This is a genomic window from Limnothrix sp. PR1529 (genome assembly GCF_002742025.1).
In the GTDB taxonomy this organism is placed as follows: Bacteria; Cyanobacteriota; Cyanobacteriia; order CACIAM-69d; family CACIAM-69d; genus CACIAM-69d.
This window is the reverse complement of the sequence record NZ_LIRO01000045.1, coordinates 1-19907: the sequence shown is the minus strand read 5'-3', so window position 1 is coordinate 19907 and position 19907 is coordinate 1. Positions and strand designations below refer to the sequence as shown.

The 19907-nt window shown below is 56.7% G+C and carries 11 protein-coding genes, 1 tRNA gene and 1 pseudogene; 7 read left to right on the top strand and 6 right to left on the bottom strand.

The annotated features are described in order from the left end of the window. Positions 1-27: 27 nt before the first annotated feature. A tRNA-Ser gene (locus tag AMR42_RS07270) sits at positions 28-114 on the bottom strand. A 274-nt stretch (positions 115-388) separates the two neighbouring features. Here AMR42_RS07270 and AMR42_RS07265 point away from each other — a divergent pair. Beyond that, the gene (locus tag AMR42_RS07265) at positions 389-1453 is read left to right on the top strand and encodes an ABC transporter permease (protein WP_099532794.1); all 1065 of its coding nucleotides are present in this window, start codon (positions 389-391) and stop codon (positions 1451-1453) included. A 38-nt stretch (positions 1454-1491) separates the two neighbouring features. Here AMR42_RS07265 and AMR42_RS07260 read toward each other — a convergent pair whose 3' ends face one another. Then, on the bottom strand, positions 1492-2481 hold the full coding sequence (locus AMR42_RS07260) for a carboxylesterase (RefSeq protein ID WP_099532793.1): 990 nt from the start codon (positions 2479-2481) through the stop codon (positions 1492-1494). A gap of 775 nt (positions 2482-3256) precedes the next feature. On the opposite strand from AMR42_RS07260, the gene AMR42_RS07255 reads away from it, so the two are divergent. Then, positions 3257-4627: an ammonium transporter gene (locus AMR42_RS07255; protein ID WP_368670727.1), complete on the top strand. Its 1371-nt coding sequence runs from the start codon at positions 3257-3259 to the stop codon at positions 4625-4627. 233 nt (positions 4628-4860) lie between these two features. Here the strand turns inward: AMR42_RS07255 and AMR42_RS07250 are convergent, their stop codons facing one another. Beyond that, a complete protein-coding gene (locus tag AMR42_RS07250) occupies positions 4861-7122 on the bottom strand; it encodes a transglycosylase domain-containing protein (RefSeq protein ID WP_099532792.1) in 2262 nt (753 codons plus the stop codon). Positions 7123-7545: 423 nt separating this feature from the next. Between AMR42_RS07250 and AMR42_RS07240 the strand changes: the two genes are divergently transcribed. Both AMR42_RS07240 and AMR42_RS07235 read left to right on the top strand, forming a co-directional pair. Beyond that, positions 7546-7848 (top strand): hypothetical protein, encoded by a 303-nt coding sequence (locus tag AMR42_RS07240; RefSeq protein ID WP_099532790.1) that lies wholly within the window; start codon positions 7546-7548, stop codon positions 7846-7848. Positions 7849-7868: 20 nt separating this feature from the next. After that, complete coding sequence (locus AMR42_RS07235; RefSeq protein ID WP_099532789.1) at positions 7869-9617, top strand: succinate dehydrogenase/fumarate reductase flavoprotein subunit; 1749 nt, start codon at positions 7869-7871, stop codon at positions 9615-9617. An 80-nt stretch (positions 9618-9697) separates the two neighbouring features. Here AMR42_RS07235 and AMR42_RS07230 read toward each other — a convergent pair whose 3' ends face one another. Further along, the gene (locus AMR42_RS07230; protein ID WP_099532788.1) at positions 9698-12226 is read right to left on the bottom strand and encodes an amino acid permease; all 2529 of its coding nucleotides are present in this window, start codon (positions 12224-12226) and stop codon (positions 9698-9700) included. Between the two features lie 1220 nt (positions 12227-13446). Here AMR42_RS07230 and AMR42_RS07225 point away from each other — a divergent pair. Then, the gene (locus AMR42_RS07225) at positions 13447-14484 is read left to right on the top strand and encodes a histone deacetylase (RefSeq protein ID WP_099532787.1); all 1038 of its coding nucleotides are present in this window, start codon (positions 13447-13449) and stop codon (positions 14482-14484) included. Between the two features lie 331 nt (positions 14485-14815). Further along, positions 14816-15133, top strand: a complete 318-nt coding sequence (locus tag AMR42_RS07215; RefSeq protein WP_099532785.1) for a DUF6679 family protein — start codon at positions 14816-14818, stop codon at positions 15131-15133. A 491-nt stretch (positions 15134-15624) separates the two neighbouring features. Here AMR42_RS07215 and AMR42_RS07210 read toward each other — a convergent pair whose 3' ends face one another. Both AMR42_RS07210 and AMR42_RS07205 read right to left on the bottom strand, forming a co-directional pair. Next, complete coding sequence (locus tag AMR42_RS07210) at positions 15625-17091, bottom strand: DUF697 domain-containing protein (RefSeq protein ID WP_099532784.1); 1467 nt, start codon at positions 17089-17091, stop codon at positions 15625-15627. A gap of 114 nt (positions 17092-17205) precedes the next feature. After that, complete coding sequence (locus tag AMR42_RS07205) at positions 17206-18000, bottom strand: ComF family protein (RefSeq protein ID WP_099532783.1); 795 nt, start codon at positions 17998-18000, stop codon at positions 17206-17208. A 370-nt stretch (positions 18001-18370) separates the two neighbouring features. Here AMR42_RS07205 and AMR42_RS07195 point away from each other — a divergent pair. After that, positions 18371-19907, top strand: a pseudogene (locus tag AMR42_RS07195) (hypothetical protein); the annotation flags it as partial.

Here is a 19907-nt window from a genome sequence, read left to right as displayed (position 1 = left end):
TAATTTGCGATCGTTTCCTGTCTCCGACGGAGAGGGGGGGATTCGAACCCCCGTTGACGTTGCCGCCAAACTTGATTTCGAGTCAAGCGCATTCAACCGCTCTGCCACCTCTCCAGGTAAGCGAAGTCAATATTAGCAGCAATGCCGCGATTTGCAAATTGTTTTGCGCTGGTCTGCCGAAAGCTCTGATTGCGCTGGGGTTGGGTCTTTGGAAGATGCCGTTGATTAGCCCACGAACTCCCAGACCCCAGCGGAGGACGGATCGTTGATTCTTGGGTATCCTGTTGTCCAGACCATCGATTGACAGCGATCGGGGTGGGCCCCAGGGGCCCGCCCCTGTTGAGCCGTCATTGGGGCCACGCCACGGGGCTAATCCACCACAAATGCCATGCCGGTTTCAAAGCGGGTTTCACAACCAGACGATTACCTCGCACAGTTGCTTCAGCGGCTTTGGGCGATCGCCACAGGAGACACCAGCACCTACATTCTCAAGCGCACGTTGCAAGCCCTCTTAACCTTGCTGTTGGCTTCGGCCCTGTGCTTTGTGATTGTGGATCTGGCTCCCGGCAGCTATTTGGACACGATCGCCCAAAATCCGCAAATCAGCCGCGACACCCTCGCCCTCTACACCAAGCAATTTGGTTTGGATCGCCCCGCCCTTGAGCAATATTTGCGCTGGTTGGGTCAGGTGGTGTCCCAAGGGAACTTCGGCACGAGTTTTGTCTATCAACGATCGGTCACATCCCTGCTGGCGGAACGGATTCCCGCCACTCTCTACATGGCGGTGCTGTCGCTGCTGGCCACCTGGGCGATCGCCCTGCCGCTTGGGATTGTGGCCGCCATTCACCACAACCGCTGGGTTGATCGCGCCTTGCAGGTGATCAGCTACTTGGGGCAAGGCTTCCCCAGCTTCATCACGGCCCTGCTGTTGCTGTTTGTGGCCCAAAATCTCTCGCCCCTGTTGCCCGTGGGGGGCATGACCAGCCTGAATTTCAGTGAACTGTCCCCGATCGAGCAACTCTTAGACATTGGTTGGCATTCCATCTTGCCCACCATTGCCCTCAGCATCACTGGTTTTGCCGGTTTGCAGCGGTTGATGCGCGGTCAGCTTCTGGATGTGTTGCGCCAAGACTATATCCGCACTGCCCGGGCCAAGGGATTGCCCGAAGACCGCGTGATCTATGTCCATGCGCTGCGCAATGCGGTGAACCCGTTGATTACGCTCTTGGGCTTTGAATTTTCCAGCCTGCTGGGCGGTGCGTTCATCACGGAATATTTCTTCAACTGGCCGGGCTTGGGTCGGCTGATTTTGCAGGCGGTTCAAGTCCAAGACTTGTACTTAACGATGGCGAGTTTGATGATGGGTGCAGTGATGTTGATTTTGGGAAATTTGTTGGCGGATTTGTTGCTGAAATTTGTGGATCCACGGATCAATTTGCAATCCATGCAATAGGTTGGCAAACCATTTCCCAAAGCACGAATTGATTGCGGCTAGCTAAAAGCAAAATCAATGGCGGTGGTCTCCGGCCCGCCAGACCAAGGTTGATCGCCCAATCGGGATTTCGATTCAAGCTGTTTGGGCTTGGCGGTCGCTAGGGATTGGGGGGTTGGGCTTTCGAGGGGGCGAAAAAACTGCTGCTGAGAAAATTGCTGCTGAAAGAATTGAGAAATGGCCGTTGCCACCGCTGGCCCCTCCACATCCAGGGGCAACACATGGCCCGATCGATCAAACCATTGCAATTCCACCGGGCCCGCCACCCGATCGCGCACCCACTCCGCCGCCTGGTAAGCAATGGTGCGATCGGCGTGGGAATGGGCCACAAACACCGGACAGGTGATCTGCTCCAGTCCTGCCTTGGCCCGTCGCGACAAGCGCCAGAGCACCCGCCCCGCCCGCGCATTTTCAAACTCATAGCAGGGGGCATAGAACCGGCGATTCAGACGCTTGGGAATTGAAAAATTGAGCCAGCCCAAATATCGCGCCAAGACGGCTCCTCGGAAGGGCAGTTGCAGCGCCGGAGCCGTTACCGCACAGGCATCGAGCAGACCTTCCGCCGCCAGAATCAGGGCGATCGCGCCGCCCATGGAATCGCCATACATGGCCACAAAGTCATATTGCTCCCGGGCCCGGCGCACTTCGTCTCGGGCCGCCGCCAACAGTCGATCGGGCGTGATTTTTGCAATTTCCCGTTCCTGAACGGGGCGATCGCGCCAGCCATGGCCCGGCAGCAAAGGCGCAACCACATCCAACCCCTGCTGGGCGATCGCCCGGGCCACAGGCCCCACCCCGTAGGGCATGGCAGTGAACCCATGGAGACAAATCACCACCCCGCGCGATCGGCCCTTGGTCGTCTCCTTGGCCGTGGTTAACGCAGCCGCTAGCTGAAAAGGAACCGCGTCCGGGTGCAATTGAGCGCGTTCTTGGGCCGACAGGGCCTCGAAACCGGAGAGGTAAGGACGGGCAGACAGGGGGGTGGCCATGGCAGTCACGGGCGATCAACAGCGGTTGAAAAACAGCGGTCAGCCATTGCACCAGCGGCGGGCAAGCCACCTTCAGCAAATTCACTGACTCTGGGTTCAACCTATCCTGTCCCTGCTCCCCGGCTCAAACCCCCACCAACCGCTTTCTGAAGCGCCCCGATCGCCCTCAACCAATCTCCCCCGGGCGATCGGGCAAATCACCCAGAATTCCTCTATTCACGGGCCATGGGACGGCGAGCGGCTAGCCCCCGCAGGCAAATACTCAAGGACAGTTTGGGAAATGGCACAGCTTCCTAGGATTGGGGTCAGCCCAATTTTTCCAGTCCGATTATTGCCGCCTGCCACAAAAACCCGTTGCAAACCCGGTTGTTTGGCTGCCTTGGAGTCCACTGCCCATGGCTTTGGTTGCAACCCGTGAATATTAGTGGTGTTTCGTGAAAATCATCAAATATCGTTGCGAGATTGGGCAATTAGTGACTTTCTATACAGTTTCTAGGGGTTGGTCGCGCAATATGGTTTGAACCTTAAATAACTTCCCATCCAAGAAACAGATTCGAGGCCATTTTTTCTCGAATCCGCAGATCCGTTTATGGGTTTGTTGTGCATAAGGCAACGGCAACGAACAATAACGAACAATTCTGAATACCTTGCTATACCTATGGCTGACTTGTACTCACCTCGATCGGACGCAGACAAATCCTCCCATTCCCACGCCTGGTTAGCCAAGATTGGACGGCTTTCGCCCCCGCCGCGCCCCCATGTGCAACGGGCAAGGCTGAAGTTGTTGGTGGCCTTTGGAATTCCTGTGTTGATGTCGATCGGGGCTGGCCTGTTGGTGGGCTGGTTTGCCGACCCGGCCGCGGCCCAAGGAGCCGCCGAAGCACCCAAAATCGACACGGGCGACACGGCTTGGATGCTGGTTTCCACGGCCTTGGTGCTGTTGATGACTCCGGGGCTAGCGTTTTTCTATGGGGGCTTGGTGCGATCGCGCAATGTGCTCAACACCATGATGATGAGCCTGATTGCGATGGCCGTGGTGGGCGTGACCTGGGTGCTGTGGGGATATAGCCTGAGTTTCGCACCCACGGTGATCAACCCCGGCGGGACACCTGCCTTTGAAGCCAATGCCTTGATTGGCAGCTTGAAATGGTTTGGCTTCCAAGGCGTGGGTCTCGATCCGGATCCGGTGGGCTACGGGGCAACGATCCCTCACCAGGTGTTTGCCCTCTATCAAATGATGTTCGCCATCATTACGGTGGCGCTGGTCTCTGGTTCGATCGCGGAGCGCTTGAGCTTCAAGGCCTATTTCTGGTTTGTGGTGTTGTGGTCAACGTTAATCTATTGCCCTTTGGCGCACTGGGTTTGGGGCAAAGGTTGGCTGGGCAACATGGGGGCCCTGGACTTCGCTGGGGGAACGGTGGTTCACATCAGCTCCGGTGTTTCCGCTCTGGTGGCGGCTTGGATGCTGGGCCCGCGTAAGGATTGGCAAATCAAGGCGATCGTGCCCCACAATGTGCCTTTTGTGCTGTTGGGAACAGGGTTGCTGTGGTTTGGTTGGTTTGGGTTCAATGCCGGCAGCGCCATTGCTGCTAACGGTCTCGCGGCGACGGCATTCACGGCCACCATGGTTTCCACGGCGGCGGCGGGGTTGACTTGGACGGTGGTGGAGTGGCTGTTGGGTCGCAAGCCAACGGCGATCGGGATTGCCAGTGGCTTTGTGGCAGGTTTGGTGGGTATTACGCCAGCTGCGGGTTTTGTTGATCCCCTGTCTGCCATGGCGATCGGGGTGATTACGGCCCTGTGCTGTTTAGGAGCCGTCACCCTGAAGGTGCGGCTGGGATTTGATGATGCTTTGGACACCTTCCCGGTGCATGGTGTGGGTGGCACGGTTGGAGCAATTCTGACGGGGGTGCTTGCCTCAAAGTCCGTGAACTCAGCCATTGACAGCGGGCTGCTGTATGGCGGAACGAAAACCTTCACGGCTGGCGTGGTGGGAGTGCTGGCGGCCTATGCCACGGCTGCGATCGGGACATTTTTGATTCTGAAGGGCCTGTCTTTGGTGATGGATTTGCGGGTGTCTCCAGAGGTGGAAGATCAGGGCTTGGATGTGCCTGAGCATGGCGAAGATGCCTACGGAGAGCCATAGGACGAGTGTTGAGCCAGTTCGACTGGTATCAATGATCAATGGGCGATCGATCAGCGCAGACCAAGGGCCCAACTGACATCAATGATCAATGGGCGATCGATCAGCACCGATCAGCGCAGAATCGATCAGCGCAGACAAGGGGCTTCAGCCCCTTGCCCCCGCGACGAGCTAGTGATGAACGGGGACTGCAAACCCCTTGGCAGATCCCCTCTCAAGTCTTGAGGTTCATTCAGTTATGGCAGCAGGCGGCTGACGAAATTGCCCCAGACCGCTGCCGCTTGGCCGCTGTTGCCATCGGTGGGTTTGCGGGTGTCGTTGCCTAACCAAACCCCAGCCGTTAAGTTGCGGCCAGGCACATAGCCAATAAACCAAAGGTCGGCGCTGTCGTCCGTTGTGCCGGTTTTGCCCACGGCTCCGGGCACATTGGCGGCCGATCGCCCCGTTCCTTGCACCACAACCCCCCGCAGCAGATCCGTCATGGTCTGGGCCACTTGGGGCGAGAGCACCGGTTGGTTAGCACCGGGCTGATCTGCTTGGGCATCGTACATGACGCGGCAGGTTTGTAGGTTTTGCGGGTCGGTGCAATCGCTGGTGTCCAGAACGCGAGTGATCGCCTTAGCGTGGTTAAAGCGGCCATTGTTGGCCACGGCCGCAAAGGCTCCGGTCATTTGCAGCAAGGTGGCTTCGCTTTCCCCCAGCACGAGGCCGGGAGTTTTGCGCAGGGGGCTGGTGACTCCCAAGCGCTGGGCCAAGCCAATCACCTCATCCAGCCCCACCGCTTCGGCCACCCGCAGGGCGATCGGGTTTTCGGACAGGGCCACGCCGCTGACCATGTTCAGGGAACCACTGCCCGATCGACAGCCTCGAAACCGTTGCCCCATCCAATTCACGGGGGCACAACTGTAGGCGGTGTTGGGGCTGATGCCTTTTTCCAGGGCGGCCGCATAGGCAAATAGCTTGAAGGTGGAGCCGGGCTGGCGCAGGCCGTTGGCGGCGCGGTTAAATTGGCTGTCTTCAAAGCTGCGGCCGCCACTCATGGCCAGAATGGCCCCATCGGTGGGGTCGATCGCCACGATCGCCCCTTGACTGACTCCGGCCCGGCCGCCCTGGGCATCAATGAACTGTTGCAGGGCCCGATCGGCCTCGGTCTGGGCTGCTAAGTTCAAGCGGGTTTCAATTAAGAAATTGCCTTCGCGGGCCACGCCGGAACCAAAAAGCTGCTCCAATTCCTCAAAAACGTAGTTGAAAAAGTAGGGCGCACGGGTCGATCGCAAAATTTCCCGCGCTCGGGGACTCACCTCCACACGCGATCGCCGGGCCCGCTTGAACTCCTCCAGGGTGACAGCGCCCTGATCCAACATCCGCTGCAAGACCAGATCTCGCCGTTGCACCGCTGTTTTGTAATTGCGGGCTGGGTTCCAGCGATTGGGGGCCGGCAAAATGCCCACCAACATCGCCGCTTCGCCCAGGTCTAGATCCCGCGCAGATTTTTCAAAATAAAATCGAGCGGCATCCTCAAAGCCGGCCAAGTTGCCACCCAAGAACACTTGGTTCATGTAGGCCAACAGCAGCCGATCTTTGCCATAGAAACTTTCCAGCTTCAGGGCCACAATCGCCTCTTTGATTTTGCGACCGGCGGAATTGTCTGACCCCACATAATCCCGGTAAAGGGTGCGGGCCAGTTGCTGGGAAAGGGTGCTGGCTCCCTGTTGCAATTCCCCTTCCCGCGCGTTCACCACCAAGGCCCGCAAAATCCCGATCGGGTCAACGCCAAAGTGCCAGTAGTAGCGTGCATCCTCCGAAGCCAGCAATGCTTTTTTGAGGTAGGGCGAAAATTCTCCCAGGTTCTTGGCTTCCTGGTGGGCCCGCCGCTCGATCGCCTGGAGCGGTTGCCCATCCCCCGCCACCACAATCACCGGGCCGCGCTGGGCCTGGGGCAGGGGCAAAATCTGAATGCCCTGCCATTGCCACATCACCGCCAAACTCACCAGCCCGATCGCCCCGGCTAACCCCGACAGGCCATAGCGCAGGACTTGCACCAGCGGCGTTGGCGGATCCACATATTGCAGCCGCACCGAGTCCGCCAGCTCCGGCGGCCCCAACACGACCATTTCCCGGTGGCGCAAAATTTGCCCATTGATCCGTTTTTTGCCGCTGAATGTGCCGTTGGTGGAATCGCGGTCTTCAATGGCAAAGGTGCTACCCAAAAAACTGGGAACCCGCCGCAAGCCTGCGTGGGTGGTGCTGACCACGGGGCTGTTGAGGGGGATGTCGTTGGCCTTGCTCGATCGCCCCAAAAGGTAATAGTCCCCCAACAGGGGATAGTCTCGGGGGGCGCTGCCCGCCTCATAGATCACGATGCGGGGCGGGTTGGCATTAGCCGCCAATTTCAGCCGGGCCAATTGCACCCGCGAAAGCTGGGTCACCGTTTGGCGCAGGCGGCCCAGGATGGTTTTGGCGGGTTGAGGCGGAGGCGGCGTAGGATTTGGGCCCATAGGGCGATCGGGATCAAAACGACAGAATGGCCATCATTATTTCAACACGATCCTAGGAAAGCGCGTAGCGATCGCCGGCCACTGTTCACCCATCCTCGGGTCGATCGAGATCATTCCCAGCACCAACGTCCCAACACCCGATCCCAAACGCCAGATCCCAAACGCCAGATCCCAAACATTTCGGAAACTCTCAAAAACTTCCAGAGTTTTCAGAACATTCGGAATTTTCAGCTTTTCGAGAAATTCAAGGGTTTCTAGAGTTGCCGAAATCTTGTCAAGAGAACTTGAGAAACGCAAGGATTTGAAACGAATTCGAGAAAAATTGTTGAGAAACATCGACAACTATGGACGCTCCGATTTAGCCCCCCTTAGGCTGGGGAGATAGTGTTCAATCTGGCAATCCGCAGGCCATCGAATCGAACCATGAACCCACAACGCTATCAGTTTCGCTGCACCCTGACCTTTGGGGACATCTACGGCCAGATCATGGCTTGGTTGATCGTGATTTTCCTGAGCCTGGCCAGCGCGCTCGCCCTGTTGGGAGCCAGCAAGCCCCTGTATGCCCTGTCCATGGTTGGGTTGATTTTGGTGCTATCCTTGCCTTTCCTGTTGTTCGCCTTTGTCACCACCCTGCTGAACCACATTGAATTTGTAGCGGTGGACGCGGCGGCGGACTTGGCCACTGGTGGCGGCTACGAACCCACCCAACCGGCCCAGGCTCTTTAGGACAATTGGGGGGCCTGCCCATGAATGAGCCGCTAAACGAGTTAATTCACGATGTTCTGATCGTGGGGGGCGGGCTGGCCGGCTGTCGGGCAGCCCTGGAAATTGCCCGCCAAAATCCCAAACTCAGCATCGGATTGGTGGCCAAAACCCACCCGATTCGATCGCACTCGGTGGCCGCCCAAGGGGGAATGGCCGCCGTGTTGAACAACGTGGATCCCGAAGACACCTGGCAAGCCCACGCCTTCGATACGGTAAAGGGATCCGACTACCTCGCGGATCAAGACGCGGTGGCCATCCTCACCCAAGAAGCCCCGGAAGTGGTGGTGGACTTGGAACGTTTGGGGGTGTTGTTCTCGCGCCTGGAAGATGGGCGCGTTGCCCAGCGGGCCTTCGGGGGCCATTCCCATCGGCGCACTTGCTACGCGGCCGACAAAACGGGCCATGCCATCTTGCATGAGCTGGTAATGAATCTGAAGCGAATGGGGGTCACGCTCTACGAAGAGTGGTATGTGATGCGCCTGATCGTGGAAGAGGGCGAGGCCAAGGGCCTGGTGATGTTTAATCTGCGGGATTCCCAGCCAGTGCTGGCCCGGGCCCGGGCTGTGATGTTGGCCACGGGGGGCTATGGCCGCGCTTTTAACACCACCTCTAACGATTACGCCTCCACAGGAGACGGGCTGGCCATGGCGGCCCGGGCGGGCATTCCCCTTGAGGATATGGAGTTTGTGCAGTTTCACCCCACGGGGCTTTATCCGGTGGGGGTGTTGGTGTCGGAGGCGGTGCGGGGTGAGGGGGCTTACCTGCGCAATGCGGCGGGCGATCGATTCATGGCGGACTATGCCCCCAGCCGCATGGAGTTGGCTCCTCGGGATATCACTTCCCGGGCGATCGTTAAGGAACTGCTAGCGGGGCGAGGCATTCATCTCGATGGCAGCGCGGGCGGCCCCTTTGTGCATCTGGACTTGCGACATTTGGGCGAAGCAACAATCATGAGCCGCGTTCCCTTTTGTTGGGAAGAGGCCCATCGCCTGCTGGGGGTGAATGCGGTGGAGGAACCGATTCCGGTGCGCCCAACGATTCATTACTCCATGGGCGGCATTCCCACCGATCTGAATGGGCGGGTTCGCAGCAGTAGCATCGGGTTTGTGGAAGCTTGTTTTGCGGCGGGCGAGGCGGCCTGTGTGTCGGTGCATGGGGCCAATCGCCTGGGCAGTAATTCCCTATTGGAATGCATTGTGTTTGGCCGGCGCACGGGCCGGGCGATCGCCCAATATTTAGACAGCGGGCGCAAGTTGCCATCCTTGGACGGATCGCGCTACCTGGCGGAAGCCCGGGCCCAACTCCAGGCGCTGTTGGGGCATTCAGGGCCAGAGCGGATCGCCCAAGTGCGCCAAGATTTCCAAGACACGATGACCCAATATTGTGGGGTGTTTCGGACAGCGGACTTGATGCAAACGGGGCTGGAAAAGCTACGGGAAATTGCCCAGCGCATCGAAAATACGAGGCTGGACGATCGGGGAACCTGTTGGAATACGGAACTGATTGAGGCGCTGGAGCTGCGATCGCTCTTTACGGTGGGGCAAACTATTTTGACCGCTGCTGAACGTCGCCAAGAAAGTCGTGGGGCCCACTGCCGTGAGGACTACCCCGATCGCAATGATCAAGACTATCTCAAACATACGCTGGCCTATTGGTCGCCCTCGGGCATTGACTTGCAATATATGCCGGTGACCTTAGGCCTGTTTGAACCCCAGGCTCGTCAGTATTAATCTCCCAATTCATCTCCTAGCTCAACCCCTGCTGGGTTCAGCGGCCTTGAAATCATCTGGTTTTGGGTTGAAATTCGCCCCTAGGATTTACATTTGGCTCCTAGGTTGAGGGGAATTTGAATCAAAAACTCAGTTCCTTCACCCACCTGCGAAAAGCATTCCAGTCTGCCCTGGTGTTTTTCCACAACAATTTGGTAACTGATGGACATGCCCATCCCGGTTCCTTTCCCGATCGGCTTGGTGGTGAAAAAGGGGTCAAAAATGCGCCGTTGGATGTCTAGGGGAATGCCGGGGCCATTATCAGCAATGCCTACCACTAGCCATTTAGATCGAGTGCTGGGTTTGCCATCACTCAGCGAAGATCCGGTGGGATTGGTGGAGGGCAGTTCTACTTCTTGAATTCGAGTCCGAATCCGAATCCACTGACGCTGGACTTGCAAGTCTTGATAATCGCGGTTAGCGGTGGCTTCCTCAAGGGCATCAATGGCATTGCTCAGAATGTTCATGATCACTTGATTGAATTGGCCGGGATAGCACTCGATCGGGGGCAGGTTTCCATATTCGCGAAGGATATCGATCGCGGGGCGATTAGCCTTGGCTTTTAAACGGTGCTTAAGGATTGTGATTGTGCTGTCAATGCCTTCGTGCAAATCTACGGCCTTTAATTCTGCTTCATCCAACCGTGAAAAATTGCGCAGTGATAACACAATCTCTCGAATGCGATCGCTCCCCACTTTCATGGAAGCCAAAATTTTCGTCAAATCTTCCTCTAAAAAATCTAGCTCGATCGCCTCTTGTTCCTCCTGAATTTCTGCAACTGGCTCGGGATAGTACTTCGCGTATAACTGCAATAGTCTCAACAAATCCTGAGCGTAGGTACGTACATGCTCCAGATTGCCGTAGATAAAATTCACCGGGTTATTAATTTCATGGGCAATCCCCGCCACTAATTGACCCAAACTGGACATTTTTTCGGACTGCACCAGTTGCAATTGGGTTCTTTGTAATTCACTCAGAGTGCGTTCCAGTCGATCGCGGGCTTCTGTCATGGCGGCCATTTGGGACAGGCTCGTCCAACAGGCGATCGCCACCCCCAAAAACGCCACCGTAATTAACACAATGCTGAACACGGCTCCGTGGCTGCCGAAGGAAAATCGATCCAACCCAGCCCGCGCGAACCAACCAATGCTGACCGCGCCACAAAGCAGCAGAATCAGCACCGTGACCTGAAACACCACCCAATCGCGTTGAATGTTGATGGGCCTTGGGCGGTAGCGGTGACTCCACCAGGCCGGCTGACAGAGGGCGATCGGGCAATTTCCCACCCCCTGGGCCGCCACGCCGACCGCCATGGGCAACAGCAAGCCAATTAGCCAATCTTGCCAGCCCCAAGCCAAGCCACCCACCACAAACACGATCGCCTCCATGACCAAAAACAGCAGCGACCATCGGGGCCAGCGCACTTCCGGGCGCTTCCGTTGCAGCCACAGCCCCAAATGGATGCCCATCATGGCGCTGAGGTAACCTGTTCCGGTAACCATCACCACCCGCGACACATTGCCCCAAGCCAAACAGAGCAAACTCACCCCCAAGGTGAACAACAGGCCCGGCTCCAAAACTCCGCGCGGCGAAACCACCGAAAACAGGGCCGGGAGATGGCGGTCTTGGGCTAACTGGTAAAGCACCCGGGGGCAGTTGGAAACGGCCGTGGCGGAACTGAGCAGGCAACCGGAAGCAATCAAAAACGTCACCAGCCCAGGCGTGAGGCTGCCCCAAAACGGCCCTGCCGTCGCCATTAGGTGCAAATAGGCGCTGTCACCTAGCCGGGGAGAAATGGCCAACCGCGCCAACAACCACGACCCCAGGACATAAACAATGGGTAGCGCGATCGCAGCGGCCACCAAGCAATCCAGAGTGCGGCGGGGTTTGCGACTGTCAGCCACAAAAGAGGAAGCCGTTTCACAGCCATAGACCGCATAAATGGCCACAAAAAACCACTTGGCCCAATCTGTGAAATCCAAGTTGAAAGGAATCGGTGCAAACAGCCCTGGACTTTGAGGCGAAAAGCTCAACCAACTAAAGCCTTGAAGGCAAAAAACTAATAAGCAGCTAATAGCGGGAATGACAAAAAAGGCATGTAAAATTCCGACGGTTCGGGAGTTGCTGAAGGTGACAATATAAGGCAGCAGGGTGAATAAAATCCGGAAGGCGGTGACTGGACAATCCACCCCCAGCGGTTCCAAGCTGACCTGAATTAGGTCGGTCAAAATGATGGCATTCATGGGCGGAACCGAGACCCAACCCAACCAATAGCCGATCGCGCTGTAACGGGCTAAAAATGGGAACTTATGGAGTAACTGAGTGGCATAGTTTGGCGTTCCGCCCGATCGATCTTGGTCATGAACTCCGAGTTGCCTGACTTGCAAATTCAGCAAAGTACCAATCACGGCTCCCGGAATCCAAACCCACAGGGAGCCAATCCCCAAGGCCGCATTCATTGCCGGTGCGGTTCCCAGCCAAAGCAACAAACCGCTGAAACCAAAACCCCAAGTTTCAATGGAACCCAAAGTGCGGGGCAATTTAAATGCAAACCGGGAGGACTGAGACATGGATCACAAAAATTCCGTAGACACTGAAAGTTTCTGCAATGGCAAAAACTGGCAAAAGTGAATAAAAGGCGATTTTTGATTGCCTGAATCAGGAATCAGTTGCGGACTGATGTGAGTCGTTCAACATCCTGTTAATAGTGATTAAAAAATTAAAAGTGGCTAAAAAATTGTGACTATGGTAACCAAAAAGGTTTATCCAACAGTTCATAAAATAATTTAACTACTCCTTAGTTTAACGCTAATAGATGAGTTACTGACAATCAAAGTTCAAGCAAAGCTCCAAAATCAAGCCTTAAGTTGATTGAAATCCTCAATCTTCAAGAGCTTGCTTTGAGTTTCCGTATTTTTTGAGGCCTGCTTGGTGGTAAAACGCACCAAAATCAAAAAAACGGGATTCAAAATGGAGTATTAGCTGAAAAACTGATTAATGGTTCAGTGATGGTAATGAATAGGTACAAGGACACTAGAGATCAATATAGAAGAAAAATGAGGATGAGTATCAAAATCATAAATTCCCTGGGTTGGTGTTTTGGGGCCAATCACAATCGACAAGGGCTAAATTGTTTTAGGTGTGAACATGATTGAAAGTTGTTTTGGGAGGTGGTTAATGAACTGAATATGATCTTAAGATTAATCAAGACTTATTTTGATTGATGCTTAAATTCATTGATATCTTTAGACTTGTCATCAAAACAAAGATCAACCAAAGAAATAGTTAAATGAGTGCCTTAACTTGACCCATCAAGGAAGATAATCGACCTAAAACCTTGCAATCAGTCGAAAATCAATCACTAATTCGTGATTTGGGTTGAATATTCTTAAAAATCTCTGGATTTATCGGATTTTTGATAGATCTTTGAAAATTCCTATGGATCAATTATCTTGAAAACTCAGTAGCCTTGACTGGGTAATGTCAAAACGATTGTCTGATCGAGTCCATGAGGAAACAAATATTGAGTATCAACCTGCTGGAGCGAGCTGTGCGGCTGAGATGTTGAAACTTTGATATGAGAAATAGAGCTGTGAAATTAGTTAATGGTGAAATAGGGTATTCAAAATCTGATCGGTCTGACCTTGTTTTGGGTATTTTTAAGTCAAGTTAACGTAGCGAGTGAATGGTGTTTGAGCCACGACCAATTGTGTTGGCTAGGCTGTGAGAAAAATAGGCATGGAAAACCAAAAGGTTGCCGTGAAATTACTGGGTTATGGGGAGATGGTGAATGCTGAATGAGCAAACCCCAAATACTGAGGTTCGGGCCGAGGGGCGCACAGAAGCAGGCGCGGAGGCACAACCGGTGACAGCAGGGCCGATCGACAATGGGACGGTCACGATCGTGTACAGCGATGAGTTTTTGCTGCATGACACGGGCTGGGGCCACCCGGAACGGCCTGATCGCCTGAGGGCAATTGTGGCGGCCTTGCAAACGGCTCCCTTTGCCGATCGGCTCCGTTGGCACAGTCCCCAGTTAGTGCCCGCCAGCGATGCCCCGATCGACCCGCTCACCCAAGCCCTGCGCCGGGCCCACGAACCGGACTATATCAATCACGTGCGATTGCTGGCCAATCGGGGGGGTGGGCAACTGGAGGTTGACACGCCCATTTCTGCCCGGAGCTACGAGGTGGCTCGCTTGGCTGTGCAGGCTTGGTTGGATGGCATGGACGAGGCGATCGCAACGGGACAACCCGTGTTTGTGGCGGCGCGACCACCGGGCCACCATGCCCTGCGCCATCGGGGGATGGGGTTTTGCTTGTTCGCGAATGCGGCGATCGCGGCCTTGACGGCCCTGGAGGCGGGCCAGGCACAGCGAGTGGCGATCGTGGATTGGGATGTGCATCACGGCAACGGCACTGAGGCGATCGTGCGGGATCATCCCCAAATTGCCTACTGTTCCATTCACCAATCACCGGCCTATCCGGGCACGGGTCGCCCCGGAGTTGCCGATCAAGATCATCAACTGTTGAATTTGCCCGTGCCTCCGGGAGCCGACGGCAGCACCTATCAGGCCTTGGTTGAGGCGCAATTGTTGCCGTTCTTGCGGAACTTTGATCCCGATTTGTTGATCATTAGCGCGGGGTACGATGCCAATCGAGACGATCCGTTGGCGCAAATTCATCTCCAACCGGAGGATTATGGATGGCTGACGCGATCGCTCCTGGGCATTAGCCGCCGAATGGTGCTGGGGTTGGAGGGTGGCTACGATCTCAACAGTCTGGCGCGATCGGTCTATGAAACGATCCTGGCCTGTCTCTCGTCCTAACGAACAGCCAAGCGCTAGGATATGGCGTAGGGATGCTTGGCCACCCGGAGCGCTGAAAGCTAACCCCGTAGCCTAGAATGGGGGAAGCAGTCGAGCAATCTTGACCCGCTTGCTCGATCGTCAGCCGACAACTCAAGCAAATTGCCATCATGGCCAGCATGGAAGTTGGATTGGGGATCGACTGGGCCAAATTCCCCCGATCCTGTGGTTGTCATTAGCGCTGAATGGTTGCTTGGCAGCGCCAGTGAAGCCACTGCCCCCCAATCAAACTTTGAAACTGCAACTCCACTCAATTGCAGGGGCCAGTTCACCACCTTAGAAGAGGCAAGCTATGCTACACCGCAAGATTTATCAGCTCTGCTGTGACGGACAGGAAGTGTGCATATTCCTGCGCGATCAGCAGCGCTGGATCGAGCGCGCACAAATCCTTGACATTGAAGGCGACCTCGTGACCCTGCGCTACGAAACCGAAGAGGACGACGAAACCTGTGCTTGGGAAGAAATGGTGCGCCTCGAAAGTATCGGTTCGGTGACGCGCAAGCTTGCTTCGGTGTCTCGGCGCAGTGTCTTAGATCTGCCCGTAGCGGAAGAATGCCCGGAAGCGGAGCAAATTCGCAATCACTCGGATAAGAAGGACGCGGACAAGTAGCAGGGCGAGGAGGGAATTTTCTGGGAATTTTCCCGGTTTTTCTGTCCACAGCTAGCCCTAGTAGCATGGCTGCCTTAATTCACTGGGTTAAATGACATGGCTGTTACCGTCACCTGATCGTTAAGCAGCAAGGGGCTTAAGCCCCTTGTTATCACGACTGGCTCCGCAACTTTGACCCAATATTTTAAGGATGTCGCGCTACTAGCAATGGGGTTCGATTCCGGTAATTGAATCCAGCCCAATCAAGCTGAGTATCAAGCTGAATAACGAAATGGGAACGGCTGCTAACCAGTCGTTCCCATTTTTTGGGCCTCATTTTTTGGGCCTCTCAATTGGTCAGCAAATGGGGGACTAGTGGACCAGGCAGGTTTCAGCCGGTGTCTTTGAATGCTGATTTCTGAATGCTGGTTTCTGAGTGCTGGTTTCTGGTCTGCTCAGTTTCCGGGTCGTGCGGTCAAAAAGACTCTAAGCAAAGGCCATCAGCGTAAGTGCTAGTTGGGAGCAGCGCTGGTTGCAGCATTGGGAAACAGTCGATCGCGCCCTTGGTCGATCAGGGTTTGGATGATGGTGCTTTGGCGGGTTTGCTCGAAGACGCGCCGCAGAATGGTGCTCAGGCGATCGGGACTGAGCCAGTTTTCGCCCTCCGGTTGGCCGGCCCATTCCGCTTCCACATGGGCTTGGAACAGTTCCACCAGGCTCAGACCCGCCACTCGGGTCAGGTAGGCCGCACTGAGACCCTGAATTGCGCCGCCGGCCAGGTAGGTGAGGGCGCTGGTTTTGAGGGCGGTGGCGATCGCCTGGCTGCCCAGTTCTACCAACCCGAGCTTGAGCATGACTTCCCCGAGGGTTTGGGCGATCGCCTGGGCCCGATCGAGGGAAAACCGTTGCTGATAGATCTGGCCCAAGTCCATCACCAATTGACCATTAATCGCCGCCGTAGCCAGCAAGTCCAGGCCGGGCAACGGATTGGCAAAGGCCGTGGCAGCAGCAATCCATTGACTTTGCTCGATCGCTCCGATGGCGCGATCGCGTCGATCGGCTTTGAGGGTGGTTTGCCACTGCTGCGTCATTTGCTGAGTTCGCCGCAGGGTGGTGCGCCACCGCCAGCGATCTCCCTCTGCCATGAGCGTGTTTTGCAAGCCGGTGACCAAGGCTCCCAAGTCTGGCTCCGGCTGCTCCAAGAATTCTCGCACCGTGCCATCGGCCGCATGTTTCCGGACTTTGATCGCGGCTGGCGCGGCGGCGGTGGGGATGATGGCCGTGGGGGCTAGTTGCCCATGGAGCCGATGTTGAATCGTGGTTAACACGGTGTCGCGATCGGCGGGCAGGTAGCGATCGGCCTTGTTGAAGACCACGATCGGGGCCTGCTCGCGGGCCAACAGCCATTCCAAAATTTCGTATTCCGTTTCGGTGATGTCGCCCGCTGTCACAAACAGGGCCCGATCGGCCTGGAGGGCCAAGTCCAGCGTGATCGGATCTTGGGTTTCGCCCCCCACAAACAGGCTGGGTAGTTCTCGGTAGTCGATCGCCGGGGCCGCCGCGCCCAAGCTGTTGGCCAATGCCGATTTGCCAACGGCGGGGCCCCCCAGAATCGCCAGGGCCAGGCGCGATCGATCTAAATCTTGGGTCAGGCGATCGAGTTGGGCTTGCCAATCTTGAGCTGCAAAAGTGGGTAGTTCTGCCGCCACTAAATTCAGTAGGCCTTGGGCCCGCGCGATCGCCCGTTCCACAGCAGCTCGATCAAGGATGCTCGGCTCCGTCACCGGGGCCACCGGGAGCGATCGTCGTCGCGTTAACCACAGGCCCGCGCCCACGGCCACGGCTCCGGCCGGCAGCCAACTGCCCAGCCCATGGAGCGCTTGGTTCAGCACCTCCAGCGCCAACCACACCCCGGCAACCCCCGCACCCAGCAGCCAAAGGGGTTTATCAGTCAGGGATTTGGAGAGGGGCAGCGCCATGAATCTGGCTCCTTTGAAGAAGTAGGCAAGGGGGGAAGGACGGCGGCCATGGCGATCGCGCGGCGGCCGTGCAACCGAATTTTAGCGGACGAGTTTTCCGGTCGTTGCGATCAATTAAGAATCTCTACGTTTCGGGCGCGTTGGGGCCGATCGGGTCGGTGGGTGGGTTCCGGGAGCGGGCCGCTGGGCCGATCGGGCCACCACCACCACCGCTGCCACCGTCCAGCCGCCCGCCCGTAGGCTGTTGCTGGCCGCTTGAACCGTGGCCCCGGAGGTGTAGATATCATCCAGCAAAATCACTGATCGGGGGCGTTGTTGCCCCAAACCCGGCCCCAAGGCAAAGGCCCCCTGCACATTGGCTGCCCGATCGCCCTGGCCTAAGCCAAATTGCGCTTGGGTATCCCGAATCCGTTGCAGGCCATTGGGGATCAGACGATAGCCTGTTACATCACAAAAGTGCTTGGCCAACAATTCCGCCTGATTAAAGCCGCGTTTTTGCAGTCGAGCTTCATGGAGCGGAATCGGGATCACCCAAGGGGCCGCTCGATCGAGCTGTTGCCAAGGGGTTGCCATTGCCCGCTCGGTTCCTGGTTCCAACCACAGACGACCCAAACCCTGGCCCAAGGTTGCGGCCAGCTTGGGATGACCTTCGTATTTCAGGGCCGCGATCGCCCGTTTCAGGGAGCCGTCATAAAGCCCCCAAGCCAGGAACAGGGGAGCCGACGAAACAAGGGCAGAGGGCAAGCGGCCCCACCGTTGCTCAAGGGGCAGTTGACTGGCGAGCAGGCGACGATCGCAGGCGAGGCAGAGGCCTTGATGCTTAGCCGGGCGATCGCATAGCTCACAGGATCGCTGCCAAACCAAATCTGACAGGGCTTCAATTGATCGGCTCACCCAAGACTTCGCCACAGGCCACCCCAAACGTTACCCTTGAAATCGGTTTTGAAATCAGTTAATGAATCCATCATCTCGCATAAACATGAAAAGCGTTAATTTCATGACGATCCCAGCCCTTGAATCGATAGCCATCCCGTAGCGATTTCGATCGTTTTCCAGAGCGCCGGATGGCCGTGATATGGTTTGGGCAACTTTTTCGATGGGTTCGATCGCTTGGCTTGGGTTCTGCCCTCGAGCAAGATGCTCTCAAGATGTGCTCAACATCCGGGGCGACGGAATTCGGGGCGGCAAAATTGAAGACAATTCAAGACGATCGAGCAGGGCCACAACAACCAGCCCAGCCCAAGCACAGTAGACAAACGCATTGCACGAAGGGGTTTTGATGGTGACGAGTTCCAGTGCAACCCAGGGCAAAACCCACTGGGCGATCGCGATCGGGATTGGTCAATATCCTCTGTTGCCGCCGCTGCCCGAAGCGGAGACCCGTGTGGTCACCGTGGCCCAGGCTTGGCAGAGCCAAACGAGCGGCTCGGCGGGAACCCAATATCGAACCGTGATCTTGAGCGATCGCTCCTTGCCCCTGCTCGATCGCCCCACCTATCCCAATCGCGAAAATCTGGAATATTGGCTGGATTTTGCTGCCACGGAATTGGTGAACCCCGGTGATACCCTTTGGTGTTTTTTCAGTGGCTATGGGGTGAGCCATCGCGATCGGGATTATTTGCTACCCATCGAAGCCAGCCTTGATCGGACGGCAACGGCGGGGATTCCCCTGCGGCGAGTTTGTGAATATTTGAAATTGGCCAGCGATCGGGTTGGCCCTGGTGGGCAAGTGCTGCTGGTTTTGGACTTGAGCCGGCCACCCACCGAAAACCTGGCTCCGGTGGGCGGTGAAATTCCCCTCTTGGCCCAAGAAATGGGGTTGTCGATTTTGTTGGCAGAGCCGGGGGCGGGTCGCCAAAGCAGCGGCCTGTTGGCTCCGGCCCTGGCGGCGGCCCTGGGCCAATCCCAGGGGATGAATCTCTATGCCCTTTCGCGGTTTTTGCGGGAAACGACCCGCGCCTTAGCCCAGGAGCAGGGCCAGGTTGCGCCCCAGGTGCAGGTGTTTGCCCATCCCCACGAGCGGCTTTACGAAACGGTGGTGGGGCGGATGGTGCCAGAGCCGCCGCTCCCGATCGAGTCCTTTGTGGTGTTTCCGGCCAGTGCGCCGGCCTTGGCTGTGGAACCCCCGATCGCCCCCTTGGGAAATGGGTTGCCCAGTGATTCACCGCTTGATCCCCAGCCCGATTACCCAGCCAATCCACCCAACTCACAGCCCAACTCACAGCCCAATTCGCAACCTCATTCACAGCCCGACCAACCGCCAGAACTGGGCGTGTTTGGGTCAGACCAGGTGCAAAGTCCGGCTTTGGATGATGAGGCGCTCGATCGATTCGCGTCCGCCGCCAATTTGCCCGATGCTTGGGCCACGGAACCCAGTGCCTTTGAGGCGCTGTTTGCCAATGATTGGGTTCCAACGGCAGAGGCACAACCGGGACTGGCCACGCCGAATCCCTTCACATCGGCTGTGGGCGATCGCCCGGCGGAGTCGGCCAACTTGCGGCCCCCAAGTGCGATCGCGCCCGTGCTCCCGATCGAGACGACGCATTCCAACAGTTCCCCACCGCCCAACGCCCTGCCGCCGGAACCGATTCCCGAGTCCCAGCGCGATTTGGCCCTGGTGGGCCCGCTCACGGCTGGTCTCAGCGCCAGTGATTTGGCCTTTGCGCGCCAGTTGGTGACTTGGTTAGGAATTTTAGGAATTGTGCTGTTGGCGGCCGTGGTGGCCCGCAACTATGCGGCCCTGTTTGGAGCCAGCATCACGGCCCCAACGCCCAGCCCGGCCGCCCCTTTTGGAGTGAATATACCCCCCGCTACCC

Coding starts and splice junctions, on each gene's coding strand:
- AMR42_RS07265 (WP_099532794.1), top strand. CDS start 389: ATGCCGGTTTCAAAGCGGGTTTCACAACCAGACGATTACCTCGCACAG.
- AMR42_RS07260 (WP_099532793.1), bottom strand. CDS start 2,481: ATGGCCACCCCCCTGTCTGCCCGTCCTTACCTCTCCGGTTTCGAGGCC.
- AMR42_RS07250 (WP_099532792.1), bottom strand. CDS start 7,122: ATGGGCCCAAATCCTACGCCGCCTCCGCCTCAACCCGCCAAAACCATC.
- AMR42_RS07240 (WP_099532790.1), top strand. CDS start 7,546: ATGAACCCACAACGCTATCAGTTTCGCTGCACCCTGACCTTTGGGGAC.
- AMR42_RS07235 (WP_099532789.1), top strand. CDS start 7,869: ATGAATGAGCCGCTAAACGAGTTAATTCACGATGTTCTGATCGTGGGG.
- AMR42_RS07230 (WP_099532788.1), bottom strand. CDS start 12,226: ATGTCTCAGTCCTCCCGGTTTGCATTTAAATTGCCCCGCACTTTGGGT.
- AMR42_RS07225 (WP_099532787.1), top strand. CDS start 13,447: ATGCTGAATGAGCAAACCCCAAATACTGAGGTTCGGGCCGAGGGGCGC.
- AMR42_RS07215 (WP_099532785.1), top strand. CDS start 14,816: ATGCTACACCGCAAGATTTATCAGCTCTGCTGTGACGGACAGGAAGTG.
- AMR42_RS07210 (WP_099532784.1), bottom strand. CDS start 17,091: ATGGCGCTGCCCCTCTCCAAATCCCTGACTGATAAACCCCTTTGGCTG.